This window comes from Scandinavium sp. M-37, from assembly GCF_043558715.1.
Classification (GTDB): domain Bacteria; phylum Pseudomonadota; class Gammaproteobacteria; order Enterobacterales; family Enterobacteriaceae; genus Scandinavium; species Scandinavium vulneris_A.
The window spans coordinates 18,205-37,898 of sequence record NZ_JBIGIN010000017.1; the positions used below are offsets into that span (position 1 = coordinate 18,205).

Sequence of the window (19,694 nt, forward strand, 5' to 3'; positions counted from 1 at the left end):
GAGGTTTGCCTCCGGCTTTATTGGCTTCAGAATGCGTAATTAATACCCACGCCAGCGTAATGGAAGCGGTCATCATCGCCTTCATCGTGGTTTTCCCACTCATAAGCGTATTCGAGCGAAACGGAAATGCCATTATCGAAATCGTGGGCGTATTGTAAACCCAGACGGTTGAAGTTATGACCTTCTCGGGTCGGATCGTCCTGCCAGTCCCAGTTTGTCCATCGGTCGAGACCGAGCCGGGTATACGGGGTTAGCGTGGTCGAGCCGAATGAAACAGGCATATAGATGCGCATTTCCTGGGTAGAAAACTCCCCGTTATTACGACTCTTATCGAGATTAAAACCGCGCTCCAGATAATAATTGGTCTGGAGCGATACTGACTCCGACAGCTTCCAGGTAAACCCGGTTTCGGTTTCGACCCGGCTGTCAGCATAACCGGTTTGATCGAGGTCATTCACAAACTGGTAGGCCGCCAGCCAACCGTTAAAATGCACGTCATCCGTTATACGTAGGTTCCAGTCTGGCTGGAATTTATAACGCTGCATGTTAGCGGTTCCCGCCTCTTTATTATGTTCATCTTTAAAATGATAACCATAATTACGAATACCGCCGGTCAGGCCAAGCGTGAAATCATCGCTATCCAGCACCTGATAACGAATTTCCAGTTCAGGCCGATTAAAATAGGTTCCCCGTGTGCCGGAACTGTAATCAACCGGACCTTCCTGATACATTGCCAGCGATATCTTCCACGGCCCCGTAGAGGCATTAAACCACACTGACGGCTCGTATAAGCCGTCCAGATCATCGGCTTGCCCTTCAATATTTTCGCTTTCATACATCGCGCCAATATTAAATTTCCAGCCGTCGTTATTTTCTGCATAAGCAGTGAGAGTGCAGGCACCCAATAGCAGTGCTGCACACCGAGGTAGTGTGTTCATAATTTTCACCCTAAGTTAAGAATGGGAGGAATGACATCCTCCCTGATTTTTTATTTTCTTTTATCCGTGAATAGCGAACTCACTTTCAATATCAAAGAAATGACTTTTCGCCATATCGAATGACAGCGCTATCGTGTCGCCAGCAGAATAATCACAGGTAGACGGGGCGCGAACCACCAGTTCATGACCGCCGATGGTGATATACAGCATAAATTCTGCCCCGGTTAATTCCGCCACGGTAATGCGCGCCGCGACAGGTAAATTCGATTCGGTGCTGGTTAACAGATCTTCTGGACGAATACCTAACACAATAGCTTTGCGCTGGTATCCCGCGGCGTTGAGCACCGCCATCTTGTCCGCCGGGATCGGCAACCGTAGGGTTTCGGTGACAAAATCGCTGCCATCGATAGCCCCTCGAATAAAATTCATTGCCGGTGAGCCAATAAACCCGGCAACAAACATATTTGCCGGTTGGTTATAGACCTGCTTCGGCGCCCCCACCTGCTGTACGATCCCGTCTTTCATGATAACGATCCGCGTCGCCATGGTCATGGCTTCGGTTTGATCATGCGTGACGTAAATCATGGTGGTATTGAGCTTTTGATGCAGCTTGCAGATTTCAGCCCGCATCTGCACGCGTAGCTTGGCATCGAGGTTGGACAGCGGTTCATCCATCAAAAACACCCCCGCCTCCCGCACAATTGCCCGCCCGAGTGCCACACGCTGACGCTGCCCGCCGGAGAGTGCGCCCGGTTTGCGTTTCAGGTACTCGCGTAACCCCAAAATTTGTGCCGCCCAACTGACGCGTTCTTCAATGACTTCCGGCGCAATCTTTTGCATTTTCAGGCCAAAGGCCATGTTGTCGTATACCGTCATGTGCGGATACAGCGCATAGTTCTGGAAAACCATCGCAATATTGCGCGATTTCGCCGGAACGTCGTTCATCCGCACACCATCAATCATTAACTCGCCGTGGCTGATTGCTTCCAACCCGGCAATCATTCTCAGGGTGGTGGATTTCCCACAGCCTGACGGCCCGACCAGCACGATGAACTCTTTGTCTTCAATCTCGAGATTGAAATCTTTCACCACGTGCACGTGGTTGTCATAAATTTTCTGAATATGTTGCAGTGATAGTTGAGCCATAGATTTATTCCTTTGCAGGTGCAGAGGCCGAATGAAGGCGTTGCCAGTACGCATCCAACCGATGCCAGTTCAGTTCCCGTGTGGACGGTAATAACAGCCCCGCCCCTGTCAAATCGTCGCCAATCCCGACCGCAGCCATACCGCTGGCGTTAATTGCCTGGATACCGGCCTGCGCATCCTCAATACCGATGGCGTGCTGCGCGGTCACCCCCAAGCCATGGCAGGCCAGCAGGAAAATTTCCGGGTCGGGTTTGGAATGCTTGATACGCGAGGCGTCAGCGCAATAGTCGAACAGATGGGCAATCCCGAGCGCATTCAAAATGATCGGCGCGTTGAGCGACACCGAAGCCAGCCCGATACGGATTCCGCGGCCACGAAGATCGTGCAGCAGGTCGGTGATACCCGGCAGAATCGACGCAGGCGTGAGCGACGCAAGCGTCGCCACATAGCGATTGTTTTTCCGCGTACACAGCACCTCGCATTCGGCCTGGGTAAAGTGCGCCGCTTTGCCACCGTATTGCAAAATGCGTTGCAACGACGCCATCCGGCTGATGCCTTTTAGCTGTTCGTTGAACACCGGGTCGATGGTGATACCGATCTCCTGCGCCACATCGCGCCAGGCGATGAAATGCAGATGCGCCGTGTCGGTCACTACCCCATCGAGATCGAATATAACGGCTTCCAGTTTCATTTCGCCCCCTCACTGGTAGCGGTCCCAATTTGAGCGTTTAAAAAATCCGCCCTGAGATAACGCTGCTGCCCCTGTACATCAATCTCAGTTCCCCACAGCCACAGGCGAACTTCCGCCGGGCTGTGCAGAGTCATGGCCTCAGGGGTGATGTCCAGCGTCAGGCTCACGCCCTGCCAGCAAATCGGTACGCACAGTCGCTGCCATTGCGCCGGTAATGCCGGGGCCAGATGCAGTTCACCGTTACGGATGCTCAACCCGGCAAAACCCTCTACCGCACCCAGCCAGATAGCGCCCGTGGCGGCGGCATGAATGCCATCGTCGCTGCTGTGCGGCTCGTCACCCAGATCAATCAACGTCCCGTCGCGCCATTGGCGATATCCGTCCGCCAACTGACCACAGCGGGCGCTGACAATGCCGTGAATCGCTTTACTGAGCGAGGAGTCGTGGATCGTTCGCGGTTCGTAATACGCCAGATTCGCCAGGCAAGCTGCCGTTGAAAAACGTTCCGGCAGCATGTAGGTCAGCATCACCACATCGGCCTGCTTGAGGATCTGCATTTCGTTGACTTCGGCCCGCGAATAGTCGAGTAGAATCGTCTGTTTTCCGGCTTTCGCTTTGTATTTTGTGAGGTCGATAGTCGGCTTACCCATGAACGTATCGTCCTGTGCCAACACCCCCAGTGCATCAGGTTCAGGCAGCCACAAACGTTGCAGGAAATCATCGGCTCTGGCGGCGAATCCGGGTTGAAGTTCGCCGAACTGCGGCACGAAATACAGCGCCTGCGCCACGTTGTGCCATGCCATGTAGTTGGTGAAGGCATTGTTGTTAACGTGCTCGGTGTATTCATCCGGGCCGATAACGTCGTGCAGCTCCAGCCTTCCGTTAGCCTCCACCGCGCGGCTCACCCAGAACATCGCGGTTTCCGTCAGCAAGCTGACGCCTTCGGTACGCATGAACGCCTCGTCATGGGTGGCGTGCCAGTAGTTCACCACCGCCCAGGCGATATCCGCGACCAGATGATGCTCGGCCTGCGCTGAGGCGATTTTCTGCCGCAGTCCGGTCCGGATGTTGATGGCGGCAAACTCCGGCGTTTCTTCTTCACCGCTGCGCGCACTTTCCCACGGGAACAGCGCCCCATGCCAGCCGTTACGCCGGGCTTTTGCCCGCGCGCCGGGCAAATTCAGATAGCGGTAACGCAGCAACGATCGCGCGGTCGAGGGCGCGGTCAACAGATGATAAGGCAGCAAAAAGACTTCGGTATCCCAGAATACATGCCCTTTATAGCCTTCGCCGGTCAGCCCCTTCGCCCCGCTGCTGATGCGTTCATCATGCAACGGCGTCATGGCGGCCAGATGATAATGGGCAAAATCAAGCGCGACCTGATCGGCCGGGTTTATAGACTCAACCACCACCCGACGCGCCTGCCAGCCTTTTAGCCACTCCGACCGTGAGGCATTGCGCAGCGCTTCGTAGCCCATCGCAGCGCAGGTCTGCAAATCATTCAGACAACGGCGGCTAAAGCTTTCCAGCAATAGGGTTTCGCGTCCGCGCTGGACTATCCAGCTGATCTTTTCTAACGTGACACTGTCACCTTCCCTCAGACAAAGCGTGCTGTTCTGCATGACGCGGCGGTTCTTGGCCGTAAAACAGATCTCCGCCTGCTGGCTCACCTGAATGCTGCTGGTGATCACCACTTCTGCATCGCCAGACTGTGTCGCCCATGCGCCCTGTAACACCTGCTGACCGAAGACCCGCAGGGAAAGCTCATCCAGATGCTGACGTCCGCTGTTGGTTTGGGTGCCATCAATGCCGGTGGAAAGTGTCAGGTTGACGTCTTCGTCCAGCGCGGTGACGGTAAACTGCATCGCCAACAACGGCAGCTGCGCCATTGAGCAGAAACGACGGCTGGTAATGCGCACCCGAGCACCCGACGGTGAGCGCCATATCAGTTCCCGGCGCAGTTCCCCGTCGCTGAAATCCAGTTCACGCTGCCAGCTTTCGGTCTCCCCGCTCAACAGCGTAAACGGTGCGCCGTTCACCTCAAGCTGGATCCCCACCACGTCCGGCAGATTAATCAGTTCATTGGTTTCACCCCGTCCGGCGCAGTGATACAGCCCGGCAAGGTATAGACCACGCACCTGCTGGGTGTAGTCTTCTTCATGTGTCGCCCGCACGCCCATATAGCCATTCGCGCAGGTCATTAACGAGGCGTATTTATTCAGGGTGTGCGGGCTGAAAGCCGGATCGTTCAGGGTAGTGATGTTCAGCATAACGTCACCCATTCTCCCTTCTCCGCGGACTCATACAGCGCCGAGACCAGCTGTTGAACAACAAAGCCCTGGTCAGCGTCAGCGATAGTGACCGCCTCGCCCTGCACATGGCGCACAAAGGCCTCCATGCTGTGGAAATGGCGATTATCGTCGGCCTGTTCGCGCTGGATAATCGAGTTGAGAGTACCGTTCACATCGTTGTAGACATGCGCCGGGAATAACGTGGCCCCGGCTTTGTCTCCGCAAAAGGTTACGTTTAACCGTGACGTTTCGGCGATGTTCAGCACAAATGAGGTCTCGAGTCGTAGCAGGCTACCGTTTTGAAACTCAATGGTGCCAAACAGCGCATCTTCTACGGTGTACTGGGTCGGGTCCCACTCGCCAAACTGACCGCAGCTTTTCACCGTACCGAGCTTCTGGAAGCTGTGCGCCATGACGCGGCGCACCGGCGGAAAACCCAACACATACATCGCGGCATCCAGCATATGAATACCGATGTCGATCAGGGGTCCGCCGCCCTGCATTGCTTTATTGGTAAACACGCCCCAGCCCGGTACGCCGCTGCGGCGCAAAGCGGTGGCGGTGGTGAGATAGACGTCGCCCAACACGCCACTCTGTACCTGCTCGCGCAATAGCTGAGCGTCGAGGGAGAAGCGATGGTGGAAATCATAGGCCAGCACCTTGCCCTGCTTATGCGCCATGGCGCGCATCCGATCGGCCTGCGGCGGTGTCATTGCCGGCGGCTTCTCGCACATCACGTGGCAACCGGCTTCCAGAGCGGCTAACACGTGCTCAAAATGAAAGCGGTTCGGCGAGCAGACGCTGACGATATCCGGCTGCGCTTCTTGCAACATCAGGCGTACGTCGTCATAGCAGTCCGAAATGTCGAACTTCGCCGCAAACGCCTGCGCCTGCTCCAGGCGGCTGTCACAGACAGCCACCATCTGGAGGTCATTTCGCGTGGCATAGTATGAAGCATGGACTTTGTCCGCCACCTGCCCCGCGCCGATGATGGCGACGCGTAACGGGGCGACCGCTGTAGCATTGTTCACGCGAAACCTCTCAGCACTCACGCAGATAAACGAGGGAATCCTGGTACGCTTTCGCCGGATCGTCGGCGCGAACCCGGCATTCGTACACCACATAACCCGGATACTGGTCTTCGCGCAGTTGATCAAACAAGGCGGCGAAATTCAGGCTCCCGCTGCCCGGCTGATACCGGTGGTTATCCGCAATGTGCACATGGCCGAGCAAATCACGATTGGCGTGCAGCGCCCCCGCAATATCATCCTCTTCGATGTTCATGTGATAGAAATCGCCGATGATTTGCGTGTGATTCAGCTGATTTTCGCTGATATAACGACGGGCATCCGCCAGGGTGTTGATCATGTGATCCTGATAGCGATTCAGCGGCTCCAACAGCACGGTGGTCCCAGTGCGAGCGGCGACGTCATCAAGGAAACGCAGGGAGTCGCTGACCGCTTTGCGATCGCCGTCGAGGCTGCGCGGCGAGGTCATCGGCGGCAGGCGGAACGTGAACATCCCCCATGCGGCGGGCACCACGATGCCTTTCCCCCCGACTTCCGCCAGCGCTTCGAGAATACGAGCGATTTGCTGTAAACCGTTAAGACGACGCTCTTCGATAAAATCCCCAATCCAGCCATCATAGCCGCCGCAGGCGGTGGTCACCGGTAGGCCGGTTTCTTTAATGGCCGCTTTCACCTCGTCCAGATTGTTCACCAACAACCGACCGTCAATTTCGTAGCCGTCAAAGCCCATCGCTTTGATGTAACGGAATTTTTCCAGAATATTTTCCGGGAAGAAAGCCTGATTCTGCGTTGCGATTTTCATTGTTTGCTCTCCTTGCGCTTAAAAAGTGACGCCCATTTTGATGCTCAGTTCAGGCTGTTTATCGACAAACTTCATGTAGCTTTCCGGGCTCTCGCTGAACGGCACCACCGGGTCAATCAGGTCGTCGCAGTTCAGATAACCGTTCATCAGCAGTTGCCAGCAGGTTTCTTCGATACGCTTACGACTCCAGCGCGGATAGTCCGGGTTTGGTTCACTGCAGGCGCGGGAGAAGACGATTTTGGCATTGTTGAAATGGGCTTCCCGTCCGAGGTTGAAGCCCTCGGCAAACGGTTTGGCAAACGCAACGTATGAAATCGTGCCACCGTAAGCCAGGCCGCGCAGCGCGGATTGCAGCGCGTCCGCATAGCCGCTGGTTTCGATGATCACATCCGCGCCCTGCTTACCGGTCAGCTTTTTGATTTCCAACCCGACGTCGGTGCCGATAGGGTTCAGACACGCATCCGCCCCATGGCGACGGGCTATCTCGCAGCGATGACTGATCGGATCGACGCCAATCACGACTGATGCCCCCGCTTTCTTCGCCAGCTGAACTGCAATCTGACCAATCGCACCCAGGCCAATCACCACCACAAAATCACCGACGCGAACGTTGGCATCGCGTACACCGCTCATCGCGAACTGCGCCGGGTCATAGCAGACGGCGTTTTTCCACGACGCGCCCTCAGGCATTTTGCGCAGTTTGTAATTATCGACCGCGTTAACAATGACGGTTTCTGCCAGCGGGCCGTAACAGCAGACGCTGTCGCCTTCGCGGTAGTCCGTGACGTCTGCGCCGCACTGGATAATGTCGCCCACCACCATATTGCCGAGCTGGAATGTGCCAAACTCAATGCCACGCGGCGCGTTCGCATCACGGGCGGTAAACAGTTGCCACTCTGCGTCGAACTGTTCGTCAATAAATGGGCTTGCCGCGCGGAAATCGACCACTTCAGTGCCGTGCTTCGGCGCGCCGTAACGCACACGAATTTTCACTTCATTTGCCGCCACCGGCGCGTCCTGATATTCCACCAGAGCCGCGACACGCGGGGCTGTTGCCACTAATTTTTTCATTACAGATTCCTTGTCAAACTGAAAGCCTCAGCCCTTAACGCCGCCGGCTGTCAAACCACTTTTAATAAAGCGCTCGGAAAGCGCGTACATGATGATGACGGGCAGCGCGGTCACCAGCGATGCGGCCATCATGCGTCCCCAGATATAATCCGGCGTACTGAACAGCGTGTTCAGGCCTACCGGCAAGGTGAAGTTTTCTGCGCTGGAGAGGAAAATCGACGCAAACAGATAGTCGTTCCACGCCACCATAAAGCAGTACACAAACACCGAAATCAGACCCGACATTGCCAACGGCACCGTGATACGGAAGATGATCTGCAGCCGGTTCAGACCGTCCATCATTGCCGCCTCCTCGATTTCATCCGGGATGGTGTCGAAGTAGCTTTTCAGCATGAAAATGGCGGTCGGCAGCGTTTGCGTCACCATGGTGACAATCAGCGCCAGCTCGGTGTCGTATATCCCCAACGCGGTGATGATTTTGAACAGCGGCACCACCAGCAATATCCCGGAGAACATGTAGACGGTATAAAAGCTGGCGTTGATGGTTTCCCGGCCGCGAAAGCGCAGTTTCGACAGCGCCCATGCCCCAAGCGTCCCGAGGAACAGCGAGATAGCCGATGAGACCATCGACACCACCAGACTGTTACGGAAATAGCTGACGAACGGGAAAATCAGCGGATTAAAAATGTCGATGTAGTGCTCGAAGGTCCACTGCTGCGGCATCAGCGTCGGATGCAGCGAGATGGCCTCTTTCGCGCTCTTGAATGAGGTCATCAACATCACGAAGAACGGAAACAGCGTGAAGCCGAGGAACAGCGCCAGCCCGACGTAAAACAGCACGCTATTCCAGCGACGTTGTTTATTTGTTGCCATTTAAATTCACCCGTTTTCTGGTCAGCAGAATCACTGCGAAAATGATCACAAACAGCACCACGGAAATCGCCGCAGCCTTACCCAAATCGTTGAAGGCAAACGCTGTTTTATACAAATAGACACCAAGAATATTGACCTTAGTGGTCAGCAGATAGACGTCGGCGAACATGTAGAACATCCAGATGGTGCGCAGCGTCACCACCGTTGCCAGCACTGGCATGATCGCCGGGAGCGTTACGATACGAAAACGCTGCCAGGCATTAGCGCCGTCCATCTCTGCGGCCTCGTACAGTGACTTATCAACGGTCTGCAAAATGGCGAGAAACGAGATAAAGGCGTATGGGAAATAGCGCCAGATAGCGAACAACACCACCAGAACGAAGCTACTGCTCGGATTGTCGAACCAGAGTGGCGCCTGTTTATACAGCCCGAGCAGGTCGACCCCGAGATAGTTCACAATCCCGTAGCCGTTGTTGAACATGTATTTCCACGCGAACACCAGCGAGATCGACGGCGTAACGTAGGACAACAACACCAGCGAACGCGCCGTTTTACGCAGGCGAAACTCGCGATTAAAAAATATGGCGACGCCCAGCCCTAACCCGGTGCTGCCCAGCACCACCAGCGCGGTGTACCAGAAGGTCATCCACAGTGAGTGCCAGAATTCCGGGTCGCTCAGAATACGGGTGTAGTTATCCAGCCCAACAAACGTCGACTCGATGCGCGGGTTCAACGGCAGGCGCAGAAAACTGATTTCAATATTGGAAATCATCGGCCAGGCGACCAACCCGGCCAGCAGCAATAAGCTGGGACCGAGTAACAGCATGGCGAACGGCAGGTCGGAACGGCCCGACATCAACTTCTTAATCATCCGATTTCCCGCCTGTATCATGGCTGTTGAAGCAGCGCGTCGAGTCGTTTCTGACCGTCAGCCAACAGCGGTTCAATCGGTTTATTCCCTACCGTTGCTGCATTCACCATCGCGCTGATAGTGCCTGAACCGGTGACATCGCCCATGCGGGTGAAGTTTTTATCGCCAACGGCGCCGAATACCTTCACGTTCGGGTATTGAGCGATCAGCTCATACGGCAACTGACCGAAAGCTTTGATCACCGCGTTGTCTTTCCAGGTGGCGGTTTCAACCACACCTTTGGTCATCGGCAATGCCGCACCCGGCGACATCATCACCCAGTCGGCGGAGTTTTGGGGTTTCTCCATCCAGGCGACAAATTTCTCTGCGGCTTCCGTCTGCGCTTTCTCCTGCCCGGAGGTAATGGTCAGCGACGTCACCATGCCGTACACCGCTGGCGTGGCCTGCGTCGGCACCATAAAACCCAGATTCTCGGGTTTGCCCTCTTTGTACACCGCCGGAAGAATATAGGTGGAGTACATCGCCATCGGCGCAGAGCCGTTCATGAAGGCGTCTTTGATTTCCATCACGTCATTGGAGCCGGGCATGGTGGTAGTGGCTAAATCACGATAAAACGCCAGCGTGTCACGCATTTCTGGCGTATCCAACGAGATGCGCCCCTCGCTGTTAAAGACGTTGGCGTTATTCGATAGCGCAAACTGCGAGAATGCCTGTTCGGTCATTACGCTTTCAGCGGTAGGCAACGCGATGCCATACTTTTTCATCGCCGGATTGCTCAACGCCTTGCTGGCGGCTAACAATTCCTGCCAGTTTTTTGGCTCAGCAATCCCCGCCGCCGCCAGCACATCTTTGTGATACCAGACGCCCGAAAGCCACGCGCTGATTGGCGCGCCGGTCCACGCTTTGCCATCTTCGGTGCGCACAATACGCAATACGCCATCGTAGAAATTATCTTCCCCGGAATCGGCAATCGATTTGGCAATGGCGTTACGGTCAAGCAGTTGCTCTTTATCCAGCACTTTGGCGTAGTCGTGACTGACTTCCATTACCGCAGGCAACGCCCCGGTCCGCGCCAGGGTGATGACTTTGGTGTTAAATGCGTCCTCCTCAACCGGCACCGGTTTCACCACAATGCCCGGGTTCTCTTTTTCAAAGCGAGCAATCAGTTGGGTAATCACCGCCTGACGTTCTTGCTCGACCGACGAATGCATAAATTCGATCGTCACGGTTTTATTATCATCCCGACAGCCTGAAATTAAGGCGCAGGAAACCAGTGCTGAGACCAGCACAGTTTTTACCATTTTCATTTATTCTTCCTTTTATTTAGAATCTATCCACATAACCTGCCATGGTGCGAGATTCAATTCGCTATCAGTTATATCGCAACCGCTTATTACTTCCCGGGCAGGACAATATTCATGATGAATACGCTGAGGCCGATCGCTGAAATTAAATAAACAGGTTATTCGCTGGTTATTTTCCGCGGTACGGATAATTTGCAATACGCTATCATTGAGCGCGGTAAATTCGGCTTTCGCATTCGGATGAAAAGCGTGATGCTCTCGACGCAAGGCAATCAGGTGTGCCAGACGACGATAGACGCGCTGACGCAGACTGCCGGTTTGCGACAGCGCCGTTTCGATTTCATCCGGGGTGTATTTCTGGCGATTAATTGCCCGGTTGTAGCCAGCCTTTTCAACGCCCTCATAATCATTACGCGAGCCAAGAATGCTTTGGATGTATATCGCTGGTACGCCAGGAAAACTGAGCAACACCGCATGCGCCAGCACAAAACGGGCGAGCCTGTCGTCATCACTGCTGGCTTTCGGGCTGAGTGCATCCATGTAGGTGACGTTGATTTCGTACGGGCTACGGCTGCCGTCCGGGTTATTTTTCCAGTTAACCAACGCGCCCTGCTGCTGCAGTTTTTCAACCAGTTGCAGGATGTCCTCTTCGGGCAGAATGCCACGCAGCGGGTTGAGGCCAACGCCGTCATGCGAGGCAAGGAAGTTAAACCAGGTCGTATCCGTCGACGGCAGCGCCAGACTCTGCGCCCAGCGGCACAGCGTTTCCACATTCGCACTGTGCATCGCATGCAGTACCAGCGGCGGGAGTGAGAACTGGTACACCATCTGCGCTTCGTCGTGACCGTCGCCAAAATAGGCAATATTGTCTTTATGCGGGACGTTGGTTTCGGTGATGATAACCGTGCCCGGGGCAACCTCTTCAGCAATGGCGCGGAACAGCTTAATCAAATCGTGAGTCTGTGGCAGATGTATGCACGAGGTCCCCGGCACTTTCCACATAAAGCCAACGGCATCCAGACGCACGTAATCCGCGCCCTGCTCCAGGTAATGCAGCAGTACGTTGACCATCGCTATCAATACTTCTGGCTCGGCAAAGTTGAGGTCGATTTGATCTTCGCTGAAGGTGGTCCACAAATGGCGCACCGAGTCGTCACTTAAGGTGAACGGCGTCAGCAAGGGCAAAGCTCGTGGACGGGTCACCGCAGAAAGGTCGGTGTCAGGATCAACGGCGATAAAGAAGTTTTCGAAACCTGGTTCCAGGCGCAGATAGCGGGCAAACCACTCGCTTTTCGCCGACATATGATTGCAGACAAAGTCAAACATCAGCTTTGAGGAGCGCTTCAGGTCAGCAACGTCATGCCAGTCGCCCGACTCCGGTGCTACCTGGTGATAATCCACCACCGAGAAGCCGTCGTCAGAAGACCAGGGATAAAAGGGCAGAAGATGAACGTGGGAGAAACTCTCTTTTAGCCAGCAATTATAAAAACGCGTAAATACCGGCAGGCTTTTCTCACCCTCGAGACGAAATTGATCGGCATAGGTAATTAATACCACATCCTGCTGATCCCAGTTCATTTTACGCCGCTCACTAATACGTGACCTGGCTTTTTCAATATCGGAATAAAGCCGGGTTAACTGGTGCGTTAAAAATGACTCGCCATAAACATTGTCAATCAGATTTTTTATTTTCGGGTTCACGTTAATTTTCCATGGTAGCGGTCCCACGGATTGGAATCTACTCTCCGCAAAATGCGATGTCAACGCGACGGATAGGGGAAAAAACGCAAAATGAGGATCTGCGGCGGCTCTAATTCATTAAATGTGAGCTGCCGCAAATAAATGGAGGTGTAGGATGCAAAGAACGCAGGAGCGTGCAGTCAGGGGGAGCGCCCTCCCCGCCGGTCAGGAGAAATACTTGCGTGACATCCGGCTGGCCAGGCGGGCCAGTACCGGTTCGAGCGCGACCGCCAGCAGCATTTTCAGTGGGCGACGGGCGACGGATTTGATAGCCCAACCGGCAACGCCCGCCGGGCCGTAACGCAGTGCGGTCAGCAATACCAGCTTACCGGCGATTTTCAGGCCGGGTTTCACTTTCTGCCCGGTGCGTTGCCATTTTGAGTTCATCAAATGCCTCTCAGAGTTACAGTTGGCGGAAACGGCTGCGCAGAGAAAAGGTGTCGGAGGTGACATAACGTTCCATCTCCCGCAGACGCTTCTCACCGGCGGCCAGTTCGGCGTCGACCGCGTTCAGCAGCTCGCCGCTGGACGGCATTTTTTCGCCGTACATTTCGTTATCTGGGATCGGGTCAAGGGCGAAGGTCAAAATGATGTACGCCACCACCACGATGAAAAACAGGCCAAAAATCATTGCCAGCACGGTAATAAGACGCACCAGTTTCACCGGAACGTCGAGCCAGTGCGCAATACCGGCGCATACGCCCTTGACCATACCCTGCTGCGGAATACGCCACAGCTTCTTACTAAAATCCAATGCTGCCATTATCGTTCTCTCCAGTTCGGATGTTCCGCGTCGAGAATATCTTCCAGCGCCTGAAGGCGTTCACGCATCCGTTTCGCCTCGTCCGTCAGTTGCGCAAGCCGCTGCTGCTCGCTCGACGACAGCTCTGCGCCGGAGCGGTTACTGTAGTGCAGCCACAACCAGACCGGCAGGACAAACAACACAAACAGCGTCAGCGGGATGGCAAGAAAAAGCGCGCTCATAGGGTCTCCTTACAGATGATGAGCGGCGGTGCCTACAGCACCGCCTGAACGTTATTATTGATTATCCTGTTTCATTTTGGCGCGCAGTTCAGCGATTTGCGCGCTGATATCGTCATCCGCTTTCAGTTCAGCAAACTGCTGATCCAGCGATTTCTGTTTACCGAAACCGTGGCTCTCCGCCTCGGCCTCCATCTGATCGATACGGCGCTCAAAAGATTCAAAACGCGCCATCGCTTCATCAATTTTACCGCTGTCGAGTTGGCGACGCACATCACGGGACGAGTTCGCCGCCTGATGACGCAGGGTCAACGCCTGCTGACGAGCGCGGGTTTCGCTGAGTTTATTTTCCAGCTCGCCGATCTCTTTTTTCATCCGGGTCAGGGTTTCATCGACCAGGGTCACTTCGTGTTCCAGCGTACCGATCATCTCAGTCAGCTTCTGTTTTTCAATCAGCGCGGCACGCGCCAGATCTTCTTTCTCTTTACGCAGCGCCAGCTCGGCTTTGTCCTGCCATTCGGTCTGTTGCGCGTTAGCCTGTTCAATGCGACGGGTCAGCTGTTTCTTTTCTGCCAACGCACGAGCGGAGGTAGAACGCACTTCCACCAGGGTGTCTTCCATTTCCTGAATCATCAGGCGGACCAGTTTTTGCGGATCTTCAGCCTTCTCCAGCAGTGTGTTGATGTTGGCGTTCACGATATCGGCAAAACGAGAAAAAATACCCATAATTCAAATCCTCATACGGTCAGTTCTGTTGTCGGGCATTGCCCTGCTGATGAGATAATACAAATGGCGTGCCAACTTTTTATCTTATTGATTTTACTCATACTGGTTGAATTGCGTCCGCCTGACAGCTACAGTGAGATGGCGAATTACACCAACTAGTGGCGAATTTCATCATGGCGGAATACAAGGACAATTTGCTCGGGGAAGCCAACAGCTTCATCGAGGTACTGGAACAGGTTTCACGACTCGCACCGCTCGATAAACCGGTGCTGGTGATCGGCGAACGCGGCACCGGCAAAGAGCTTATCGCCAACCGCCTGCACTTTCTCTCCTCGCGCTGGCAAGGGCCGTTTATTTCACTGAACTGTGCGGCGCTGAATGAAAACCTGCTCGATTCCGAACTGTTCGGTCACGAAGCGGGCGCATTTACCGGGGCGCAAAAGCGCCATCCGGGACGCTTCGAACGCGCAGATGGGGGGACGCTGTTTCTTGACGAGCTGGCCACCGCGCCAATGCTGGTACAGGAAAAACTGCTGCGGGTGATTGAATATGGCGAGCTGGAACGCGTCGGCGGCAGCCAGCCGTTGCAGGTCAACGTGCGTCTGGTGTGCGCCACTAATGCCGATTTACCGCAAATGGTCAGCGACGGTACTTTCCGCGCCGATCTTCTCGACCGTCTGGCGTTTGACGTGGTGCAGCTTCCGCCGCTGCGTGAACGCCAGAGTGACATCATGTTGATGGCGGAACACTTCGCCATTCAGATGTGCCGCGAACTGAATCTGCCACTGTTCCCGGGCTTCACTGATAACGCCCGCCACACCCTACTCGGCTACGGCTGGCCAGGTAATATTCGTGAGCTGAAAAACGTGGTGGAACGCTCGGTGTATCGGCATGCCAGTATCGACGAGCCACTGGATACGATCATCCTCGACCCGTTCCAGCGCCCGGTCCCGGTGCAAGAATTAGCAGAAAAAAGTCCCCTCTCCCTGCCGCTGGACTTACGTGAGTTCCAGCAACAGCAAGAAAAAGACCTGCTACAACAGGCGCTGCAGCAGGCCAGATTTAATCAGAAAAAAGCGGCTGAACTATTAGGTTTAACTTATCACCAACTGCGAGCTTTGTTGAAAAAGCATCAGCTCTGACGCTTATTTCTATCGTGATTTCATTATTGCCTCTGGTTAAGCAGGGGCATTACCCCAGCCAGTTGGGTTATGAAAAATATAATGGTGACTTTGCATATAGCGTGGTGGATTTTTCAATTACAGCATATTCAGCTTATAAAGGACTTATTATAAAGGAAAACCCTCTACGCATAGCAAGCAGAGGGCTGTTCGAAAAACCTGGAACCGGCAAATTATTTCACTACATCAGGCAAGATAACATTACCAAATGGGAGCATAAGAATACTATTATGAAGATATTTCAGGCTGGGTCATCCATTAAAAATTCAAAGCTACATTTTATGATGACGGTTATAAATTCGATGAAAGCGAATAGTCGACATATAGAATAAAGATATCAATTAAGCAAAGTTGAGAAGTTTTTATCTGTTGTTTACAAGCTAGGGTGGGGTAATCATGTAAAAAAACATTTTCGCCCTTAGCTTAATTAATTTTAAGGTGGTTGCCATTTTTATTTTTTTAACAATACTATTTCTAATTACCACTCCTATTATTATAAACATACTAATAACGAACATTGCAAACGTACCTTTTGTTAATCCATGTATGTATAACATTGCACTAACATTAATCAACCCCATAAAAGTCACCAGAAAAAAAGCACTACTTACAGCATCTGCAATCACGAGGATGTAATTTTCAAATGTTTCATCAACCGCAACTGTTGGGTTTAACTTATGACCCATTCCTGGCTTTATTGAAATAGCATCCGTTCTGATCACACCGTTGCCCGGCGGCGCTACGCTTGCGCGGACCTACAATATTGCATCAACATTGCGCTCTATAAAAGTCGTTTCCCAATAGTCCAGCGCCTATACATAACTCAGGTCAATACATCAAGAGAATGCCTTTAGTAGAATCCAGTTCGGATTCAAGTAAGTTTTTGCAATACACAAAGGCATAAGAATGAAACCTATCTCTGCGACAATAATCGTCACTTTATTAACGGGATGTGCGTCATCAACGAATGACCTCATGTATAAGAATTGCAGAGAGGGGGGAGCGTCAGTTGAAGAATGCAACGCTCGCATATCTACATATGACTCATCATCTGAGACACATACAGATTGGGGCGATATTGGCACAAAAGTAATAACAGGAGCCGCTGTGGCAGCTTTCGTAGTCGGTGAAGCCATAGCAGGTTCAAATGGAGCAGGTGCAACGCAGAATACTTACACAGGGAATTGCGAATACTCCAGTGATACCGCCGCTGACGGCTCATCCTGTGGAGCGCGATCTGCTGAAGCAAGACCCGGTGGTTACGAACCTTATTAGCCATCAAAACGAAACAAGTACTGGCACTTTGATGTCTGCGTCGCACTGCTAAAAAAGCATCAGCTCTGATCCCGCCATCGCCAGCGGCGCTACGCTTGCGCGGGCCTACTTAAAAGCACTGCACTCGCCAGCATTGACCCGACGCACAACGCGCTGTTAAACAACAGTGCGTACTGGGCCGCACTCGCCATGCCGAAGGGTAAAAACATGGCATACAGTGATGCGGTGACCGCAATGCCCATCGCCCCACCCAGCGAACTGCCCATTTTGTAGATACCGGATGCCACGCCCACTTTCTCCTCTGGCGCGTTAACCACGGCGGTGTCGGTGGACGGCGTGGCGTAGCAGCCCAGCCCAAGTCCCAACAGGATATTGCTGAAGAATACGACCCCGATATAAATGTCTTTCTCAAGGAAGGTACAGGAGATCAGCGCCACGCCAATCCCGGCGATAATCGGCCCGGTCATCATTGGCAAACGCGCCCCGTAGCGCTGGAGCAGTTTTTCACCCACGCGAATCATCACCAGCACCGTCACCAGATACCCCATCGTCATCATCCCGGTTTGCAGCGCGGAGAGATGATGGCCCTGCTGGAGCCAGATACTGGTGATCATCAGCGTGCCGATACAACCATTGAGCATAAAATTCGACAGCACTGCCCCGCTGTAGGCGCGATTTTTGAACAATGCGAAATCAATCAGCGCCTCGTCGCCTTTGCGTAATCCCGAACGAATAAACCACAGTGTCGCCAGTACCGCACCGCATAACATCGTGAGTGACAAACCACTGCTCCAGCCCCAGCTGTGCCCTTTGCTGATAAACAGATTGAGCATCACCAGCGCGCTCACGAAGCTGAATAAGCCGCTGAGATCCAGTTTTCTATTCTGGGCGCTTTCACTGCGGCTTTCCGGCGTGCCGCGAATCAACAGCAATGACACCAGCGCGGCCAGCATCGAGAAAACGAAAATCCAGCGCCAGCCCAGACCGGTGGCGATCGCCCCACCGACGAAAGAGCACAGGCCGCTGCCGCCCCAGGAACCAATCACCCAGAAGCTGATCGCCCGCTGACGCGCCTTCCCTTCGTACCAGGTTTTGATCAGCGCCAGCGTCGCGGGCATGATGCATGCCGCCGACAGTCCCTGAATCACCCTGCCCGCCAGGAACAACACCGGGCCGTGCGACAGCACCAGCAGCGCGCTGCCGATAATACTCAGCACCAGGCCAATCAGCGTCAGGCGCACGCGGCCAAATTTATCCGCCAACCCGCCGCTCGCCACCACAAAACAGCCGCTAAATAAAGCGCTGAGGCTGACCGCCAGGGTCAGCGTCTCCAGCGAAATATCAAGGCTGTTTTTCATCGCCGGAACCACGTTGATAACCGACTGTGCAAACAGCCAAAAGGTTAAAACGCTAAGAACAATGCCCGCCAGCAGTCGGTCATTACCGGCAAACGGACGGGTTTCTGTCAGGGGAACGGTACTCATCGGGCGGCCCTCCTTCGTGGTGAATCATCAACGCAGATAGTGTTCGGTCAGCCCGCTCCACAATGCCGCGCCGGTGATAAGGATCTTGTCGTTGAAGTCGTAACCGGGGTTATGCACCATACAGCGATCCGGCTCGTCGCCCGCGCCGATAGTGAAATAACAGCCGTTCGGGTTCTTTTCGAGCATGAAGGCGAAATCTTCGCTGCCCATAAACGAACCGATGGTCACCACCTGATCCTGACCAAATAAATCGCACGCCACGCTGCGCACCATCTCATTCGCCGCCGGGTCATTTTTCAGTACCGGGCTACCATTGACGTGAGTGATGGATGCGGTAGCGTTAAAGCTTTCAGCCTGGGCAATGGCGATATCATGAATGCGTTGCAGAACCGTCTGGCGCACCTTTTCGCTGAGCGTGCGCACGGTGAGTTTCATCAGCACTTTTTCATTGATGATGTTCGGGGCGTGACCCGCCTGAATGCTGCCCACGGTGACGACCGCAGGCTCGAACGGGGTGATATTACGCGAGACAATCGACTGCAGCGCAATCGTGATATGACAAGCCACCAACGTGGCATCCACGGTATGTTCCGGCACCGCACCATGACCACCGACGCCGTTGACCTCAATGTGCAGCGTGTCGGACGAAGCCATCATCGCGCCATCGTGGAGGCCGATTTTGCCCAGTTTCTGTGAGGGCATATTGTGCAGGCCGAAGATGTGGTCGCAGGGGAATTGGTCGAACAGGCCGTCTTCCACCATCACCCGGCCACCGTATAACAGTTCCTCGGCTGGCTGGAAAATCAGATTCAGCGTGCCGCTAAAATTGCGCGTGCGGGACAGATATTCCGCGGCGTACAGCAGCGTGGTGGTGTGACCGTCATGTCCACAGCCGTGGAATTTACCGTCGGTTTTACTGGCCCACTCTTTGCCGCTGTTCTCCTGCATCGGTAAGGCATCCATATCGGCGCGGATCCCTAACCGCTTACTGCCGTTCCCCACTTTCAGCGTGCCGACGACCCCGGTACCTCCCAGCCCACGATGCACTTCATAACCCCATTTGGTCAGCAAACGCGCCACCTGCTCGCTGGTTTGATGTTCCTCAAAGCCAATTTCCGGGTGCTGATGAAAGTGACGACGTAGCTCGGTGAACTGCTCTTCAGTGCCCTGCAATGCTTCAACAATTGGATGTGTCATTTTTGTTATCCCTTTATTGCTTCACAGTGATAATGTCGAGTTTATGCCGCCGCTTTGACGGAAAAGTGCATTTTTTTGTTGTGAAGTAACGCATT

General features: G+C 53.9%; 20 protein-coding genes. 2 read left to right on the forward strand and 18 right to left on the reverse strand.

All coding sequences use genetic code 11. The features are described from left to right. Positions 1 to 26: 26 nt before the first annotated feature. The 15 genes from ACG0Z5_RS13690 to pspA form a co-directional block, all read right to left on the reverse strand. Positions 27 to 938: an OmpG family monomeric porin gene (locus ACG0Z5_RS13690; RefSeq protein WP_394448120.1), complete on the reverse strand. Its 912-nt coding sequence runs from the start codon at positions 936 to 938 to the stop codon at positions 27 to 29. A gap of 60 nt (positions 939 to 998) precedes the next feature. Further along, entirely contained in the window at positions 999 to 2,084 is a 1,086-nt protein-coding gene (locus tag ACG0Z5_RS13695) for an ABC transporter ATP-binding protein (protein WP_394448121.1), read from the reverse strand. Between the two features lie 4 nt (positions 2,085 to 2,088). Further along, positions 2,089 to 2,775: a beta-phosphoglucomutase gene (gene pgmB, locus ACG0Z5_RS13700; RefSeq protein WP_394448122.1), complete on the reverse strand. Its 687-nt coding sequence runs from the start codon at positions 2,773 to 2,775 to the stop codon at positions 2,089 to 2,091. Then, complete coding sequence (locus ACG0Z5_RS13705) at positions 2,772 to 5,045, reverse strand: glycoside hydrolase family 65 protein (protein ID WP_394448250.1); 2,274 nt, start codon at positions 5,043 to 5,045, stop codon at positions 2,772 to 2,774. Before ACG0Z5_RS13705 ends, pgmB begins: the two co-directional genes overlap by 4 nt. After that, positions 5,039 to 6,097 (reverse strand): Gfo/Idh/MocA family protein, encoded by a 1,059-nt coding sequence (locus tag ACG0Z5_RS13710; protein ID WP_394448123.1) that lies wholly within the window; start codon positions 6,095 to 6,097, stop codon positions 5,039 to 5,041. Before ACG0Z5_RS13710 ends, ACG0Z5_RS13705 begins: the two co-directional genes overlap by 7 nt. A 10-nt stretch (positions 6,098 to 6,107) precedes the next feature. Continuing rightward, a complete protein-coding gene (locus ACG0Z5_RS13715) occupies positions 6,108 to 6,896 on the reverse strand; it encodes a sugar phosphate isomerase/epimerase family protein (RefSeq protein WP_394448124.1) in 789 nt (262 codons plus the stop codon). A gap of 18 nt (positions 6,897 to 6,914) precedes the next feature. Next, on the reverse strand, positions 6,915 to 7,967 hold the full coding sequence (locus ACG0Z5_RS13720) for a zinc-dependent alcohol dehydrogenase (protein WP_394448125.1): 1,053 nt from the start codon (positions 7,965 to 7,967) through the stop codon (positions 6,915 to 6,917). A gap of 27 nt (positions 7,968 to 7,994) precedes the next feature. Then, entirely contained in the window at positions 7,995 to 8,840 is an 846-nt protein-coding gene (locus ACG0Z5_RS13725) for a carbohydrate ABC transporter permease (RefSeq protein WP_394448126.1), read from the reverse strand. Next, positions 8,827 to 9,708: a carbohydrate ABC transporter permease gene (locus tag ACG0Z5_RS13730; RefSeq protein ID WP_394448252.1), complete on the reverse strand. Its 882-nt coding sequence runs from the start codon at positions 9,706 to 9,708 to the stop codon at positions 8,827 to 8,829. The genes ACG0Z5_RS13725 and ACG0Z5_RS13730 overlap by 14 nt, the downstream gene beginning before the upstream one ends. Positions 9,709 to 9,728: 20 nt before the next feature. After that, entirely contained in the window at positions 9,729 to 11,018 is a 1,290-nt protein-coding gene (locus ACG0Z5_RS13735; protein WP_394448127.1) for an ABC transporter substrate-binding protein, read from the reverse strand. A gap of 12 nt (positions 11,019 to 11,030) precedes the next feature. Further along, positions 11,031 to 12,716: an alpha-amylase family glycosyl hydrolase gene (locus tag ACG0Z5_RS13740; protein ID WP_394448129.1), complete on the reverse strand. Its 1,686-nt coding sequence runs from the start codon at positions 12,714 to 12,716 to the stop codon at positions 11,031 to 11,033. A gap of 204 nt (positions 12,717 to 12,920) precedes the next feature. After that, a complete protein-coding gene (gene pspD / locus ACG0Z5_RS13745) occupies positions 12,921 to 13,142 on the reverse strand; it encodes a phage shock protein PspD (RefSeq protein WP_319786883.1) in 222 nt (73 codons plus the stop codon). 16 nt (positions 13,143 to 13,158) lie between these two features. Further along, entirely contained in the window at positions 13,159 to 13,518 is a 360-nt protein-coding gene (pspC, locus tag ACG0Z5_RS13750) for an envelope stress response membrane protein PspC (protein WP_394448131.1), read from the reverse strand. Beyond that, on the reverse strand, positions 13,518 to 13,739 hold the full coding sequence (gene pspB, locus ACG0Z5_RS13755) for an envelope stress response membrane protein PspB (RefSeq protein WP_319630154.1): 222 nt from the start codon (positions 13,737 to 13,739) through the stop codon (positions 13,518 to 13,520). The genes pspC and pspB overlap by 1 nt, the downstream gene beginning before the upstream one ends. 54 nt (positions 13,740 to 13,793) lie before the next feature. Then, entirely contained in the window at positions 13,794 to 14,462 is a 669-nt protein-coding gene (pspA, locus tag ACG0Z5_RS13760) for a phage shock protein PspA (RefSeq protein WP_319630153.1), read from the reverse strand. A 158-nt stretch (positions 14,463 to 14,620) separates the two neighbouring features. On the opposite strand from pspA, the gene pspF reads away from it, so the two are divergent. Further along, complete coding sequence (gene pspF / locus ACG0Z5_RS13765) at positions 14,621 to 15,604, forward strand: phage shock protein operon transcriptional activator (RefSeq protein ID WP_394448134.1); 984 nt, start codon at positions 14,621 to 14,623, stop codon at positions 15,602 to 15,604. Between the two features lie 14 nt (positions 15,605 to 15,618). Then, positions 15,619 to 15,975, forward strand: a complete 357-nt coding sequence (locus tag ACG0Z5_RS13770; protein ID WP_394448136.1) for a DUF4225 domain-containing protein — start codon at positions 15,619 to 15,621, stop codon at positions 15,973 to 15,975. 48 nt (positions 15,976 to 16,023) lie between these two features. On the opposite strand, the gene ACG0Z5_RS13775 is transcribed toward ACG0Z5_RS13770, so the two are convergent. From ACG0Z5_RS13775 to ACG0Z5_RS13785, 3 genes are all read right to left on the reverse strand, one after another. After that, positions 16,024 to 16,365 carry a hypothetical protein gene (locus tag ACG0Z5_RS13775; RefSeq protein WP_394448138.1) on the reverse strand — a complete coding sequence of 114 codons (342 nt, stop codon included), beginning with the start codon at positions 16,363 to 16,365 and terminating at the stop codon, positions 16,024 to 16,026. Positions 16,366 to 17,007: 642 nt separating this feature from the next. Next, positions 17,008 to 18,402 carry an MFS transporter gene (locus tag ACG0Z5_RS13780; RefSeq protein WP_394448140.1) on the reverse strand — a complete coding sequence of 465 codons (1,395 nt, stop codon included), beginning with the start codon at positions 18,400 to 18,402 and terminating at the stop codon, positions 17,008 to 17,010. Positions 18,403 to 18,429: 27 nt separating this feature from the next. After that, positions 18,430 to 19,599: a M20 aminoacylase family protein gene (locus ACG0Z5_RS13785; RefSeq protein ID WP_394448142.1), complete on the reverse strand. Its 1,170-nt coding sequence runs from the start codon at positions 19,597 to 19,599 to the stop codon at positions 18,430 to 18,432. Positions 19,600 to 19,694: the final 95 nt, after the last annotated feature.